At 41.7% G+C, this 15814-nt stretch carries 12 protein-coding genes; 8 read left to right on the top strand and 4 right to left on the bottom strand.

Going from position 1 to position 15814, the window contains the following annotated elements; all coding sequences use genetic code 11:
* Positions 1-231: 231 nt before the first annotated feature.
* Entirely contained in the window at positions 232-1179 is a 948-nt protein-coding gene (locus F6X55_RS11510; RefSeq protein WP_161993077.1) for a nuclease-related domain-containing protein, read from the bottom strand.
* 106 nt (positions 1180-1285) lie between these two features.
* Complete coding sequence (locus F6X55_RS11505) at positions 1286-3292, bottom strand: glycoside hydrolase (RefSeq protein ID WP_237648652.1); 2007 nt, start codon at positions 3290-3292, stop codon at positions 1286-1288.
* Between the two features lie 215 nt (positions 3293-3507).
* On the opposite strand from F6X55_RS11505, the gene F6X55_RS11500 reads away from it, so the two are divergent.
* The 6 genes from F6X55_RS11500 to F6X55_RS11475 all read left to right on the top strand — a co-directional run bounded on the left by F6X55_RS11500 (position 3508) and on the right by F6X55_RS11475 (position 10775).
* A complete protein-coding gene (locus F6X55_RS11500) occupies positions 3508-4176 on the top strand; it encodes a GntR family transcriptional regulator (protein WP_153463403.1) in 669 nt (222 codons plus the stop codon).
* Between the two features lie 44 nt (positions 4177-4220).
* Entirely contained in the window at positions 4221-6275 is a 2055-nt protein-coding gene (locus F6X55_RS11495) for an alpha-glucuronidase family glycosyl hydrolase (protein WP_153464032.1), read from the top strand.
* Between the two features lie 369 nt (positions 6276-6644).
* Positions 6645-7814 (top strand): extracellular solute-binding protein, encoded by a 1170-nt coding sequence (locus F6X55_RS11490; RefSeq protein WP_153463402.1) that lies wholly within the window; start codon positions 6645-6647, stop codon positions 7812-7814.
* 61 nt (positions 7815-7875) lie between these two features.
* Positions 7876-8985 (top strand): ABC transporter ATP-binding protein, encoded by a 1110-nt coding sequence (locus F6X55_RS11485; RefSeq protein ID WP_237648651.1) that lies wholly within the window; start codon positions 7876-7878, stop codon positions 8983-8985.
* Between the two features lie 5 nt (positions 8986-8990).
* Positions 8991-9854 (top strand): ABC transporter permease, encoded by an 864-nt coding sequence (locus F6X55_RS11480; protein WP_153463400.1) that lies wholly within the window; start codon positions 8991-8993, stop codon positions 9852-9854.
* A gap of 18 nt (positions 9855-9872) precedes the next feature.
* On the top strand, positions 9873-10775 hold the full coding sequence (locus F6X55_RS11475; RefSeq protein ID WP_026571263.1) for an ABC transporter permease: 903 nt from the start codon (positions 9873-9875) through the stop codon (positions 10773-10775).
* A 380-nt stretch (positions 10776-11155) separates the two neighbouring features.
* On the opposite strand, the gene F6X55_RS11470 is transcribed toward F6X55_RS11475, so the two are convergent.
* Positions 11156-11311, bottom strand: a complete 156-nt coding sequence (locus tag F6X55_RS11470; RefSeq protein WP_074599965.1) for a DUF1540 domain-containing protein — start codon at positions 11309-11311, stop codon at positions 11156-11158.
* Between the two features lie 341 nt (positions 11312-11652).
* Complete coding sequence (locus F6X55_RS11465; RefSeq protein ID WP_153463398.1) at positions 11653-12462, bottom strand: C40 family peptidase; 810 nt, start codon at positions 12460-12462, stop codon at positions 11653-11655.
* Positions 12463-13056: 594 nt separating this feature from the next.
* Here F6X55_RS11465 and F6X55_RS11460 point away from each other — a divergent pair.
* Entirely contained in the window at positions 13057-13872 is an 816-nt protein-coding gene (locus F6X55_RS11460; RefSeq protein ID WP_153463396.1) for an endonuclease/exonuclease/phosphatase family protein, read from the top strand.
* A gap of 408 nt (positions 13873-14280) precedes the next feature.
* A complete protein-coding gene (locus F6X55_RS11455; protein ID WP_153463394.1) occupies positions 14281-15813 on the top strand; it encodes a cache domain-containing sensor histidine kinase in 1533 nt (510 codons plus the stop codon).
* Position 15814 lies beyond the last annotated feature (1 nt).

The raw sequence follows: 15814 nt of genomic DNA, 5'->3' as shown, positions 1-15814 counted from the left end.
TCCACGGGAAGAAGAGCGAATTCCAGGAAAAGAAAATCATCCCGGAAAAAGAAGATCAACTAGGCTCAAAAGAAGAGCGACTCCCCCGGGAAGAAGAGCGAAAACCAGAAAAAGAAGATCAACCTGGACGAAGAAGATCAACTAGGCTCAAAAGAGGAGCGACTTCCCCGGAAAGAAGAACAATTCCCACGGGAAGAAGATCACCTCCATATAATATAATGAATAGAACAATTATTTATTATAATATTTTCTCTGATTTGAATATCCTTTTGCTGAGAAATTTTTACTTAGGAGTCGCTTAGCCGTATGTCGATCAATATGAAGAAACTGTTGACACGCATGATTTGTAATGAAGGGGGTAAATAGAAGCATATAGTCTGCGATTGCTTGTAAATGTGCATCTCTTGATTCACTTTTACAGTAAGAGCATATCCATTTGCTATGAACTCTTTCCATATCAAAGGTTTTACAATCAGGGCATTGGACCCCTGCCCGGATTTCCGATTTTCTGATTCCTTTAAATGTATAGGCGTTGACTTGTTCTTCGATATGGGAATCAAGAAGGGAAATTCGCATCTTTTCTAAAGAATAAGAGGGAGATTTTGCATAGTGACTTTTTACTTCATTCAACTTCTCTGTTAAATACTCGGAGTGAATTACTTTTCGCGAGATATCTTCAATGTTGCCGCTTGCCTTTATAATTGTCCTGGGGTTGCTGACCACGATAAATGATTCGATGGGCAATAGTGGAAGTTTGTTCTGTTGAAAGTATTCCAATAGCTTCCTTCTCTGACTCTCAACTTGTACAAGAGGCGATTGAAAACCTTCCTCTTTCCCGTCTGCAGTCCGGATTAATTGATTGAAAGTTTGATCAAACAGCAAAGTGCCCGTCACATTTTTTATTTCCAGAATAACAGCAAACTTTTTCGACAGCAGTAGAGAGTCCATTTGAAAAAAATGTTGTTTGTAAGGGAGGCGTAAATCATGAAAGATGGAAAAGGAATCTGGAGGGAGAGAAGTTAGATGGAAATCGATCTGCTTTTCACCATGATAACCGGTGAGTCTTCTGGCGTAATCTTCTTTTATAGAGGGAAATTTGGAGTGACTTGCAGGTAAACGGCGAATCAATGCTTCCAGCACTTGCAGTTTGCGTGGAACTGCTCTTTTTTTGACAATCAATAATAACCACCTTCCTTTCCTAGTACCATTCTTAATTCTCCATTTTGCTAGAAAACCCTCTTAAAACAATAAAAAACTGCCCCCAACAAAATGAGGGCAGCCGCACCTATTCGACTACTTCATCACTAAACTGAAATTCCTTTACATTAAACATCTTCTTGTTACTATGGTTATCGTTAGTGAATACAAGATATAAATCGTGGAAACCATTTGCGCCCTCAGTAGAATTAGTGTCAATCATGGTAGAAACGATCTTCCAGTCATTCGGGTTTCCGTTTCTAGGCACTTCCATCGTTCCGACTACTTTGCCATTTTCCGGATCGTCCAGCCGAACCTCAATGGTACCTCCAGCAATCGGAGCGACAGTAGCGTTCATACTGAGGATTCCCCGCTTATCGGCCTGTCCGCTGGCTGACCCATCGGCAAAATTCACATTCGTATATTTGATATAGGAGCCATCCCTGACATTGGTGATCACTTTGTCACCAGCTTTACTCTCCATGGTTTGCAGTCCCGAGGATTGGCCATCATTCTCTGCTGCCACATAAGAGGAAAATACATCTTTCATATCCGGAAGAGCAGGAAGCTCGAATTGTTTAGGAATAAAGGTTGTAACACTGGATTCTCTAAGCTCCATTGAAAATTGGTTGTCGTTTGTTTCGACCGTATCTAGTTTTTCAAGATTCTCACTGGCAGAAGTGCGATAAGGTATTACGGCTTCTGCATCTCCCGGGAATCCTTCCAGGTCAAAAGTAATCTCTTGATTTTGGTCGCTGTTGTTTACTGCTACGATGGTGAAATTATCAGTCTGAGGATCTTTATAGGCGGTAACCATGATATCTTCTGCTGGATGTTTATCGGCCTCAATCATTTGGTAGCCGGGCTGGATAAAACGGCTATAATTTCCGAAGGTGTAAAAACGTTTAAAAATCCGGAATTGGCCATTTTCCGTCGGTGCGATGCCTTGGTCGCTGCCATCATTAACGAGGCGGATCAAATCCGAACCATCAGCTCCGTTATTTGCTGCCGGCCACCACCAAAAATAGGCATTCGCCCCGGTTTCCTCAAACATATTGCCAATTAAATTGGCGTATCTAAGTCCGTCTGTAATCGTATTATGTTCAAAAGTTTGTTTGTTGCTTCCCTGGTTCATGTATTCGGTTTGCCAGATGGTTTTCCCCAATTCCTGTGTCTGGTGGAAAGCTTCCGGATCTGGTTCTGTTCCCCCGTTTTGCAATCCAGTATATGCGTGGGCGGCAACTACATCGACGTACTCGTTGGTAATCGGATCGTTCAAGGCCGGAAGAGCGAATTCTTCATTGAATCCCACTGATTCCCCCAAAACAATGTCGGCCGGAATGTCTCTCTCTTCAAACGTCGGACCCATAAAATCCCTGACAAATGTGTTCAGTTCTTCTGGTGTCCACAAACTGCTGGAGTAGCCACCGGAGAAATCCGGTTCATTTGCTGGAGAAATGTGGGTGATATCGAGATCAAAGTGTTCCTTATATCCTTCCACGTATGCTGCTAAGTAGTCTGCATACTCCTGATACATATCTTCTCTCAGCTTGTTTGGGGCTGTGCCGTTATCGATTACACTGCCGTTTTGCTTCATCCAGGCCGGAGCACTCCAAGCAGTGCTTAAGAATGTATCCACGCCCCGTTTTTTAGCTTCGTTCATGATCCAAATCTGATACTGGTCAAATGCTTCTTTATCCCAGTCGGGATTCTCCCACACATATTCTTCAGGTGAAGGCAAAATGGTGTCGGTTGGGCCGTCGTAGTGTTCATTTCCCCAATCATTAATGCCGCCGTCTCCAATCATGCTTCGCACAATGCTAAGGCCGATGCCATTTTCCTGACTGAACAGCAGATCAAGGATTTTAGTTCTTACCGGCTCCTCCAACCGCATAATCGAGCCGCCCTTGTGAAAGGCAAATGATCCGCCAAAACCGTCCATCTCTTGAAGTTGATTGTCCCATTTAATAACTGTTACCGGGGATTCGGTTGAAGTTTTCATTTTGGCAAGAGAGGTGCTTTGCCAACCGAAGGACCCAAAAACTAGTGCAAAAATCAGCAGTAAACTTAAAACCATTCCATTTCTCTTCTTCATTTTTTCTCCTTCCATCAGTTGATTTATATACAATCACAACCCCTTTTACAAGCGTTGTCATTTAGGGGGATAACGTTAAAAACGATTTAGACAAGCGAAAAAAGGGATTGAAATTGCCAGATAAACACTCTATACTGTTTTTATAACTACCATACTAGTACAATTAGAGTATCAAATGACGGTTGTTACGTAAAGGGGTGAGGGAAATTTCATCAGTGATCACTCGGGAAAACCTTTCAACAAGAAGTTTTGTCTATGAAACTTTAAAGAAAAGAATCATTGAATTAGAGCTGGAGCCAGGCCATAAAATCTCCGAGCAAGAGATTGCTGCAGACTTGGAAGTAAGCCGCACACCAGTCAGGGAGGCTTTTTTAAAGTTATCACAGGAAAACTTGCTGGGAATTTTTCCGCAAATCGGAAGTATTGTTTCAAAAATTGATTTAAATCTTGTAGAAGAAGGCAGATTTGTGAGGGAGAATATTGAAAGAGCCATCGTCCGGGAGGCATGTCAAAAATTCGGGGAAGAACAGCTTTTCCATTTGGAATCGAACTTAGCCATGCAGGAATTATGTTTAGAAAAAGGATCGTATTCCAGATTATTGGAATTGGATGACCAATATCACCTGCTGCTGTTCGAAGGGTGTAATAAATTGCGGACATGGAAGATGATCAGACAAATGAACAGCCATTTCGACAGACTGCGTGTCTTGAGGCTGGCTTCAGACCTGGACTGGGATGTACTCGTCTCACAGCATCGCGATATCTATAATTATATTCAGCAAAAGGAAGCCGACATGGCTGAGAAGTTAATTCTTGAACATCTCAATTTGGTGAATTACGAAAAAGAAGAGTTAAAGCTTGCTTATTCCAATTATTTTAGTTGAACATGCAGAGCCATTCTCTAGAAAGGGTGAAGAGTGTGAAAGATATGTTAGATACCGATAGCTATCAAGCTTGGCTCCATTATAGGCCGATAGGAGCGAAAAAAGAAGAATACAAAAAATGGCTGGCAACAATTGAGGTAAAAGAAGAGTCGAAGATTTTGGAATCTGCGGCAGATGAATTGAAGAAGGGAATCCAGTCTATGTTAGGGGTAACCCTCAATCCTGACGCATTCGGTGAAGGGCGCATTGTCTTAGGTACATACGAGCAAGTGGACCTGAAGCAATATGGGATTTCTCCTAATACTTTTCGAGACATCACAGATGAAGGCTATCTGTTGAAGTCCGTGTTTGAAAAAGAAGAACGGGCTATCCTGTTAATCGGAAAAACCGACAGAGGAGCCCTATATGCAGCATTTCATTTGTTAAGACTTCTGCAAAAAGAGGTTCCTATTGACCCAATCGCAGTAGTCGAGTCACCAAGAAATCAATTCAGGATGATCAATCAATGGGATAACATGGATGGCTCAATCGAGCGAGGATACTCCGGTCAATCTATTTTTTATGCAGATAATGATTTTAAAGAAGATTTAAAAAGAGTGAAAGATTATGCCAGATTGTTAGCTTCTGTGGGCATTAACGCTATTTCGATCAACAATGTAAATGTATGGGACGTAGAAACGAAGCTGATCAGCAAGACATTTTTGCCGAAAGTGAAAGCGGTTTCATCCATTTTTTCTGCTTACGGAATCATCCCTTTTTTAAGCATTAATTATGCCAGTCCGATGGAACTGGGCGGTTTGGATACGGCCGATCCGCTTAGTGCAGAGGTGGAAAAATGGTGGAAGGATAAAGTAGCGGAAATCTATGAATATATTCCGGACTTTGGCGGGTTTATTGTCAAAGCAGATTCGGAAGGGCGGCCTGGTCCTTTCACTTATAACCGGGGACACGTAGAGGGGGCAAATGTTCTGGCCAAGGCTTTAAAACCGTTTGACGGAAAAGTGATTTGGCGCTGCTTTGTTTACAATCATCTACAGGACTGGCGGGACAGAAGTACAGATAGAGCAAGAGCTGCGTATGATCATTTTAAGCCGTTGGATGGAAAATTCACGGATAATGTTATCTTGCAAATAAAAAATGGTCCGATGGATTTTCAGGTGCGCGAACCCGTTTCCCCTTTGTTGGGAGCCATGACACAAACCAACCAAATGCTGGAGTTTCAGATTGCACAGGAATATACCGGTCAGCAAATCGACGTGTGCTACTTGATTCCTCAGTGGAAAGAGGTACTGGATTTTGAAACGTACACAAAGGGAGAGGGTTCGAAGATTAAGTCGATTGTAGACGGATCGCTTCATGACTATCAATATAGCGGTATCGCTGCAGTCTCGAATATCGGAAATGACGCGAACTGGACCGGACATACCCTTGCTCAAGCGAACCTTTATGGATATGGGCGATTAATTTGGAATCCTGAGTTGACAACAGAACAAATAACAAAGGAATGGATTCATTTGACCTTCGGGCATGATCGAGAAGTGGTCGACACGGTCGAGTACATTTTGCTTCATTCATGGAAAGTTTATGAAAAGTACACAGCACCATTGGGAATTGGCTGGATGGTCAATCCAAACCATCACTATGGTCCCAATGTCGATGGCTATGAGTATTCGAAATGGGGGACTTATCACTTTGCCGATCGTGATGGCATCGGTGTGGACCGGACGGTGGAAACAGGGACAGGGTATAGCTCGCAATATGAAGAGCCGAATGCAAAAGTATATGATTCGTTAGAGCTCTGTCCAGATGAACTGTTATTATTTTTCCATCATGTGCCTTACACCCATCAATTGAAATCAGGGAAGACGGTCATCCAGCATATTTATGATACCCACTTTGAAGGGGTGGAAGAGGTAGAAGCCTTTATCGTCAAGTGGAACATGATAGAGGGAAAGGTGAATAAAGCCATATTTGAAAGTGTCAAACAGCGGTTAAAAAAGCAACGGGACAATGCCATGGAATGGCGTGATCAAGTGAACACCTATTTTTACAGGAAGTCGGGAATTCCGGACCAACAAAACAGGAACATTCATCCATGAAGCTATAGATCTCTGCTTCTAATGACAAGGGCAGAGGCCCATTACAAAGAGCAAAATAGCCACAAAGCACCAAAAGCTAAAATTAATTGTAAGAATATTGCCATTACTAAAGATAGCGGGTACAATGTAGTTACTAACATACTAGTATAACTAAAATGTTTTTAAGTTAGGCTGACATATTAGTATGACTACAAACGAATAAAAAAACTTGACACATTAGAAAACAAACCTTCAATTTTTCTATTTATGCAAACGCTTACATAAGGCGGTTCTTGAAGGAGGTGATTTTCCGCAATATTCACTGAGAATCAATCCAGCAGAGTCTATGGTGCTTTGATATATTTTTAAAACTTTGGGGAGGGAAATGAATTGAAAAAACAAAAACTGTTTTTGATAACGACAATGTTTGTAATTGGGCTGTTGCTCTCAGCTTGCAATGGCGGTGCCGAGGGTAGCGGTGGTTCTGGAGGAAAGACGACACTAACAGTCTATTCAGTTGCCGGTGGTGATGAATATTATAACGACATCGTGATTCCGATGTTCGAAGAGGAGTATGGCGACAAATACAACGTTGAATATGGGCGGGGTACCCCGCAAGAGGTAATTAACAAGATAAAAACGCAAGGGGATAACGGAACGATTGATGTGGTCATCACTGGTTTAGATGGATTGCCATTGGGAATCAAGGATGGTCTATGGGAGCAGTTGTTGCCGGATTATAGTGAAGAGGTCCATGCTGATCAATGGAACGAAATTGGAAGCGCTTATAAAGAAAAGTTCGATGGTTATGGCGCACCTGTTACGACAGGCTCAGGAGGTCCGATTCTTGCTTACAACAAAGACAAAGTAGATAACCCGCCAACCAGTTATGCTGAACTGAAAGATTGGATTACCGAAAATCCAGGTAAATTTACTTATCCAGCTGTCCCTTCCAGCGGACCTGCACGAGGATTTTTCTTTGGCTTGGCTCAATCGCTGGGGGAAGACTTTAATGATCCTGAGTCCCTCGATAAAACGTGGAAGTACTTAGAGGATATAGGCGAAACGATTGATAATTACCCAACCAAGACGTCAGACAGCTTTGATATGCTTTATGAGGGAGGAGTGGACATCATCCCGCATACACCATTCTGGTTTGCCAACTTAGTAGCCACAGGAACGGTCCCGCCCAATATTGGAACTGTCGTATTAGAGGATACCAAACAAATTATCGATTCCCATTTCTATGTAATGCTGAAGGATTTGCCAGAAGAGCGAAAGGCAGCTGCATTGGATTTTCTTGAATTTGCCACCTCTAAAGAAATTCAATCACAAGGTTATGCTGTAGGCTTTTTACCAGCAAACGGAGATGCTTCCCCCGAGTATTTAGAGGAAGAGCGCGTAGCCACTTATGAAAAATATTTGGAAGGTGTCATGCCAGAATTTAAAGATGGAGACACCATTTATGTTCCTGAAGACAACTGGGTATTATTCCCGGATTTAGAACCAACGAACAAAAGCTATAGTTTGTGGGAAGAGAAAATTCAAGCTTCGAAATAAATCGACAGTGCAGAATACACCCCGCCTTTTAGTAAGGCGGGGAAATAAAGGAGTGAAGATCTTGGCACAGGCCTTAAATAACAAACGTTTTGTTTCGGAATCTACAAAAGTCGAAATCAACGATTTAACGAAGAGATTCGGTTCTACTACTGCTGTTCAAAATGCCAGTCTTACCATCGAAAACGGCGAATTCATGACCCTGCTCGGCCCCAGTGGCTGTGGAAAAACAACGATTTTATCCATGATTTTGGGAATCTTGCAGCCCACTTCCGGTGATATCATTTTTAACGGTCAACCGATTAATCAAATCGACATGAGCCGTAGGGATATCGGCATGGTTTTTCAAAATTATGCGTTGTTTCCCCATATGACTGTTGCGCAGAATATTGCATTCGGGTTGGACATGAGAAAAATAAACAAAGCGGAGAAGAAGAGACGGGTTAATGAAGCAATCGACATGGTGCAGCTAACCGATTTAGGAAATCGGTTCATCAAGGATTTGAGTGGCGGGCAACAGCAGCGAGTTGCTTTGGCACGTGCCATTGTAATCCGCCCCCGTGTATTGTTGCTCGACGAGCCGTTAAGTAACTTGGATGCGAAATTGCGCAAAGAAATGAGGACGCAATTGAAAAAATTGCACAATGAGCTGGGAATCACAACAATATACGTCACACATGATCAGGAAGAAGCTTTGTCGCTTTCTACTAAGGTGACTGTCATGTCCAATGGAGTTATTCAACAAATTGGAACGCCAAAGGAGATTTTTGGAAGGCCGAAAAATTATTTTGTTGCGAATTTTATCGGATACGGTAATTTTCTGGAAGGAACGCTTGTCGATGTACAGGATGAGTATTTTATTTTCGAGACGAACAACGATTCGGTCCGTCTGGCAGTAAAACAGGATGAAAAGCACCAGGTTGGAGATGAGGTCATCTTGACGATCAAACCGGAGATGGTGGAAATCATTACAGATGCCAAAATAGGAATGAATTCACTGCAAGGATACATAACAGTCAGTGACTATATTGGCAGTGCAACAGGATATGAGGTAGAAACAGCTGGCGGCCGGACGTTCAAAATTAATGTGTTAGGACTCAACCCTTATGCATTGGGTGAAGAAGTGAAGCTTTACCTTGATCCCGACAAACTATTAATCATCGACAAGGAGTGAAGAGCATGAACCAAGAGGTGTTTACCAGGAAAAGAGATTATCTCCTGCTTCTCCCGTCATTGCTTCCTCTTTTATTATTATTTGTCTATCCTTTGTTAAAAGGGTTTATCATGACTTTTCAGGAACCTGGTTCATCGGCAATGACGATGCATAATTATATCGAGTTCTTCACAAATGCAAAGTACTATGACACGATTTGGCGAACTTTATACTTAGTGGTCCCGGCCGCAATTCTGGAGTTGTTCATTGCTTTTGGCATCACTTATTTTATCAGAGGCAAAATGAGAGGGGGCGGGTTGATAGCCGGTTTGACGATATTTCCCTTAACCCTGGGTTCGATCATCATTGATATGGCTGTTATCGCCTTCTTTAAACCGACAGGATGGTTTAATACGACAATGATTAACATGGGCATACTGGATGAACCGTTTACATTGGTTTATAACTATTGGGGTGCTTTTATCGCATTGATCATTCTGGGAGTAGCTTTTATTGCCTCTAATCTAGTTGGTATGATGGATTCAATCGATCCCAGTTTGGAAAAAGCGGCAAGAACGCTTGGAGCAAGTCATTGGGTCACATTTAAGCGGGTATTCTGGCCATTGATCCGCTCGAATGTATTAACGGTTTTCGCCCTGAATCTGATTATGCAAATCGGGGTTTATTCTACTGCAGTCATTGTCGGTAATCCTGCTTCTGAAACAAGGACGTTTGTGGTTGTGGCATTTGAAGAAGCGATGCGAAACTTTAATTACAATATGGCAAACACAGTAGCTATTGTCATGGGAGTTACACAGTTATTGGTGTTGGCTATCGTATTTGCAATAAGAAAACGCGGGTTTGTCGGTTCGGCTAGCACATTTAAGTAGAGAAAGAGGTGAGGAATCATGAGAGCGGAAAAACCGATCATCGAGGAAGAAACAGAAACTCCTGTTGTGAAAGGGAAGCATCAAAAACCATTAAGAAACAGTAAGAAAGGAAAATTGCTGCAAGGTGGCTATAAGACATCTTCTTGGGTGTTGATACTTTTATTCCTGACCATTGTATTGGGGATGACCTTGGCGGTTATTTTAAGTGCTTTCGGGGAAGAATGGTACGGAACTATTTTACCAGAGGGGTATACCATTGAGTGGTTCGTGAATGCCTGGCAGGCATACGAAGTTGGTGAATATTTTAAAATCACAATGGAAATCGTCCTTACAGCTACCGTTATTTCTTTGGTATTAAGTTTGCCGACAGTATATATTTTAGCTAGAAGGGATTTTCCTTTCAAACAGGCACTTCTCGGCTTCTTTCAAATGCCGTTTACGTTGCCGGACCTTCTTTATGCTATACCGGTAGCTTCTATTTTCTATTCAATCGGTTTGGCGGAAACAATGACTGGTTTAATCGTCGTTAATTTGATTGTGGGGATACCTTTTTCGGTGTTCATCCTTCTTCCTTACGTGGAATCACTTGACCCGAGGTTGGAATATGCAGCACAATCTTTGGGAGCATCCAAATTCAAACTGTTTCAACGGGTGATCATTCCGCAAATCGTCCCCGGGATTACGGCCTCGGCTATAAACATTTTCATCAGGATGTTTAATACCTTTACTATTATACTGTTAATTTCAGGTCCGAAAACACAAACATTGAACGTAATGGTCTTCAGCGTGTTGCAAGGATCGGGATCACAGCCGCCGGCCATGCTTAATTCGTTGGCCTTGACGTTGATGATTCCACTGCTATTTTTTTCCTTTCTTAGTTTGTGGGTTTCTTCCTTTACACAGAAACGGTTGGGTAAATAACAGCAATCTCTTGAGCACAAGTACTGGACGATTTGGTTAATCTTTAATGAAGAATCAGGAAAATGTATCAAGTTAGAGTCTCCCGTCTTACTTTTGGTTAGACGGGTTTATTTATGGAATAGAATGGTTCGTCATTTAGTGTTTGAAAACCAAATTCGAGCGACTTTACCGGATGAGGACGAACAAAAACCAAGGATCAAGCCGGATAAAGAAGATCAACTCGAACGAAGAAGATCAACTAGACCTAAAAGAGGAGCGACTTCCCCGCGAAGAAGAGCGAAATTCTGAAAAAGAAGATCACCGTGTCTATCATAGTACGTTGAATGTGTCTGTTTTAAAACCAGGGCCTGTCCCTCGACAGGCCCCTTACAAGAAGATGCTTAGTGTTTTGGCTCGAATGTTTGGCAGTCTGTTTCTTCTTGGTCTGAAGCTTCTTTGCCAGTATGACTGACGACATAGATAGCATCTGCTGCACACTTGTTGCCGTGTGCCCAATACTTACAGTTTTTCACTTCACACAACACGTCTTGAGCCATCCCTTACACCTCCTGTACGCTTATCATTCCAATAATCATTACTAACATGCATTTTCGATCCAACCGGAAGGGACAGTCCCCCAACACACTACCAAGACGCAGCGCTACCAAGGTGGGGGACTGTCCCTTTACCCTGCCCCTCCAACAAACGAAAAAAATTTAAAAAAGTGGTTTAACTATCCAAACAGCGGGTATATAAACAGTAATTCCAACTCTATCCCTAGAGATCTGTCCCTAAGAACAACTGAGTTTACAGCAGCCCGCAATTGGGTTTAAATAAAAAAGACAGACCGAGATTGCCCTCTCGATCTGTCCTGTATTCTTCAAAGTATTAAAATGCCTTATATGCTGCCGTAGCCTGCAAAGTGACCTTTCCAGTAGGAGTTGCTTAGGCTTGTTAGCTGTACACCGCTTGAACTTGCATGTACGAATTGGTTATTTCCTGCATAAATACCCATGTGAGAAATACCGGATTTATAGGTATTTTTGAAGAAAACTAAGTCTCCTGGTTGTGGGCTGCTGATCTTGGTTGATTGATTGTAGTATCCGGCAGCATTGGTGCGGGATACGTTTTGTCCAGCTTTGTTGAATACATAATAGATAAAACCGCTGCAGTCAAATCCGCTCGGACTCGTTCCTCCCCATGCATATGGAGTTCCGATGTGTTTTTTTGCTTCGTTTACAAGAGCAGAACCATTGCTTACTGTAGAAGATTTCACTTGTGTTTTCGGTGAAGAACTGGAAGTCCCGTTAATCTTCAAGGTTTGTCCCACAAAAATCAAATCAGAAGAAAGGCTGTTCCATTTCTTCAAGTTGCTTACAGAAACACCGTATTTGACACCGATATGTGATAACGTATCTCCAGCTTTCACTTTATATGTAGTAGATGAACTGGAACTAGCTGTATTGTTGGAAGATGTAGTAGTAGATTTGTTAGAGTCCGTTTCAATTACCTGGCCCGGATAAATGATATGGCCGGAAATGCTGTTGATAGATTGTAAGTTGGAAACGGATGTGCCATATTTCTGCGAAATTCCCCAAAGGGTATCCCCAGATTTTACTGTGTACGAGGCGGCTTCAACGTTAGTTGTAAAAGCAGATGCGATAGCGACAGTTGCTGCGAAAGACAATAATGTCTTTTTAGTCTTCATTCCTTCACTCCTCAGATGTTTTATGACTTTTCCAATATAGCATGAATTTGCCAGATTAATAGCCTTGTAATGGTTTTGTAATAGAACTTACAAAGCGCTGTCATAATAGGTCGAACTATATTCCTATGAGCTGAAATTGCAAGGTTTTTCGGGTTATTGTTTTATATGTAGTTGAAAAAAGTACGCCAATTCAAAACTCGAACTTTTCCCCTTCCTAAAGCCTGAAAAAATGTTTTATAACTGTAAAAATTTTAGGTAGCATGAAATTTTTTGATAAACAGCTGACGGACTTCCCCGTTGGCTGTTTTTTTAGGCTAAAATAACACGTAAGCGATTTCATTGGTGGGAGGGTTCTTATGAAGGAGGAATCTGAATAAATTCTCCAAGACCATCTAATCATTACAGAAAAGCGTTCGCATCGAAGCTAGTAGAGAAATGTTAGGTTGACTGAAATAAGTGTATATAGAAAAGTCCATATTCTCGCAGACAAGGCATATCCCCAAAGATTGAAGAGATAATAATCATATTCTTACGTTTTATTGCATTATCTTGTAAATGTAATCCATAACAAACTATCTTTGGGGGGATAAGTAAGTGAAAAAGATTTTGTTTAGTATGATGGCAACTGTTGTATTCTTGTTTGCTTCAGGTTTGGAAGTAACTGCTGAATCCCAAGGGAAGCAGGTCTCAGTCGATGTAATGTCTTATAATATTTATCACGGAGTAGGACTCGACAGAGTATTCGATTTACAGCGAACGGCAAACGTGATAAAGGAAGCTGATGCAGAAATAATTGGAATTCAGGAGGTGGACCGCTACTACGGCGATCGTAGTGAATTCAAGGATGTAGCAAAAGAACTGGCGGATTTACTGGGATATCACTATGTTTTTGCAGCAAACCTAGATTTGGAACCGGCCGATGGCCAGACAGAAAACAGGCAGTATGGCACCGCTATTCTTAGTGAATATCCAATCATTGACTCGGAGAATATTTTCCTTAGCAGTTTCGGGCAGGAACAGCGCGGGTTGCTTCGAACCAAAATAAATGTACGAGGCATTCACTTGAATGTGTATAATACACATCTCGGATTGGATGTTGTCAGCAGATTGGCTCAAGTTGGAGAAATAATTGAAGTGGCCTCTCATCACACGGGTTCTTCCTTCTTGATGGGCGATCTTAATGCAGAACCTGATAGTGAAGAGTACCAGTTTTTGGTTGATCAAACGGATTTTGTAGATGCTTTCGCAGATGCCGGCCATGCAAACACCTTTCCGGTAATCGATCCTATCAAGAGAATCGATTACATCTTTGCAACACCCGAAATTGAATTAACCAACCAGCGGGTATTACAAACAGAGGCATCCGACCATTTACCGGTAGCAGTCGAGGCTGTTATTCCTAGAAAGTAAATGGGGGAGGATGGATATTCAAAAAATCCATTGCCAAAAACCGCAAGCTCACAGGATAAAAAGCGTAACAATGTTTCATTGAGAGATGGCAAACATTCCGCTTCGGCAAGATATTGTGAATTCCGGGAGTGCAGCTTCAAAAGGCGCAGTATCTTGCCATAACAATGTAAGTCACTCAACCAACCACGGCATAAGGAAATCTATCTAGGTGCCAATCCTAAAATCAACCAACCGAACAGATTCGAGTGCTCGTCATCTCGAATATCGTTCGGTTTTATTTTGGTCACGAACCTTGATCTGAGTCTCTGTCAAATTTTTACCTGCTCACATAATTAAAGGGAGTTTCTCGTGCTATAATCAAGTAAGACTACCTCTTTCATCGCATACTTATAAAGGATTGGTGATGCAGTGATTAATAAATTCATGAATCTTCCCTTGCAAAAAAAACTAATGACCTTCTTTATAACTGCAGCAGTCATTCCTCTAGTATTAGTTGGTATATTCACTTATCAGAAATCAAAAGAAATCGTAAAAGAACAGGTCAGTGCCCAGGTGATGGAGGGCCTTATCCAAATCAACAAAAACTTATCCTTCTTCCAGCAGGATATTGAACAATTGAGCAGTTTTATCTATAGCAATGAGCTTGTTCAAGAAACACTTCACCATTCCTCCAATCGTTCGGATATTCAAAAATACAATGATTTTCAAAAGATGGACGAACTTTTTCAGACCCTGACTGAGTCAAAGAGTTGGGATGTGAATATCTATGTAATCGGATTGAATGGAGACAGATATTTTACGGGGGATTATCTCCCTCATCAATATGATCAATTCATGGAAAACTGGGGTATTTTTCGTAAAGCAAAAGATGAAAACGGATCCATGACTTGGGAAACTCGTTACACGATCCGCCAAGTTGATAACAGAGATGTGGTACTCAGTGCCGGACGGGTTATCAAAGACAGGCAAACAGACCAACCACTCGGTTATTTGATTATCGACATCCCCGAAACGACCATTGCGAAGATTTACCAGAGTGAAGAGAATCAATATGCGACGCAAAAGTATCTTTTGGATGCGAAAGGATACGTGATTTCCAGTTATCCGAATAAAACGACCGTTGGTTTAAAATTGGACCATCCTTCTCTCGACACCATTACTTCCAACCAGCGCGGCTATTTGAATACAACACTGGATAAGGCACCTTCTATAGCAGTCTATGATACAGGAGAAGCATCCGAATATAAGATAGTCAGTTTTATTCCGGAACAGGAAGTCGTAGGGGGTAGTCGCTTAATCGGATATATAGCACTTACAATCGGTCTCATTGGTTTAATCATAGCTGCATGGGTTTCTTTCTTCCTTTCGAAAGCCCTTACGAAACCGATCGATGGATTAATCGGTTCAATGAGAGAAGTAAGAAAAGGAAACATGCAGGCCCGATTTCAATACCCTTATAAGGATGAATTCAACGATTTGGGATTGAGTTTCAACCATATGGTGAAACGAGTGGACGGACTGATCAAAGAAAGCGTCGAGCGGAAAACATTGCTGAAGGATGCGGAACTTAAATCGCTTAGAGCGCAATTGAATCCTCATTTTCTCTTCAATACCTTAGAAACGATCAGTTTCGTCTCTAAGATGAATGGGATAAAAATAATCAGCCAGATGGCATATTCGCTTGGGGAAATGTTGAGATCTTCCATCAATAAAGAAAAAGAATTTGTTCCCCTCGAAGAGGAAATAAACCTGTTAAATCACTATTTATTTATCCAGAAGATTCGATTTGAAGATAAAATTCATGTCGTGCTGGACGTTTCTGTCAATATGAAGCATTTGCTGGTTCCGGTACTGATGATCCAGCCTCTGGTTGAAAATGCGATAAGTCATGGTCTGGAAATGAAGGAGGGCAAAGGGCGTCCTCGCTATATTGATAGATAGA

Origin of the sequence: Sediminibacillus terrae, assembly GCF_009602435.1 — a bacterium.
Lineage (GTDB): Bacteria > Bacillota > Bacilli > Bacillales > Amphibacillaceae > Sediminibacillus > Sediminibacillus terrae.
Note: the sequence above shows the minus strand (reverse complement) of the source record. Positions and strands in the feature narration are given on the sequence as shown.

Excerpts from the sequence above, each read along its gene's own strand:
- F6X55_RS11480 (WP_153463400.1), top strand. The coding sequence starts at position 8,991 with ATGAACCAAGAGGTGTTTACCAGGAAAAGAGATTATCTCCTGCTTCTC.
- F6X55_RS11465 (WP_153463398.1), bottom strand. The coding sequence starts at position 12,462 with ATGAAGACTAAAAAGACATTATTGTCTTTCGCAGCAACTGTCGCTATC.
- F6X55_RS11475 (WP_026571263.1), top strand. The coding sequence starts at position 9,873 with ATGAGAGCGGAAAAACCGATCATCGAGGAAGAAACAGAAACTCCTGTT.
- F6X55_RS11470 (WP_074599965.1), bottom strand. The coding sequence starts at position 11,311 with ATGGCTCAAGACGTGTTGTGTGAAGTGAAAAACTGTAAGTATTGGGCA.
- F6X55_RS11495 (WP_153464032.1), top strand. The coding sequence starts at position 4,221 with ATGTTAGATACCGATAGCTATCAAGCTTGGCTCCATTATAGGCCGATA.
- F6X55_RS11505 (WP_237648652.1), bottom strand. The coding sequence starts at position 3,292 with ATGAAGAAGAGAAATGGAATGGTTTTAAGTTTACTGCTGATTTTTGCA.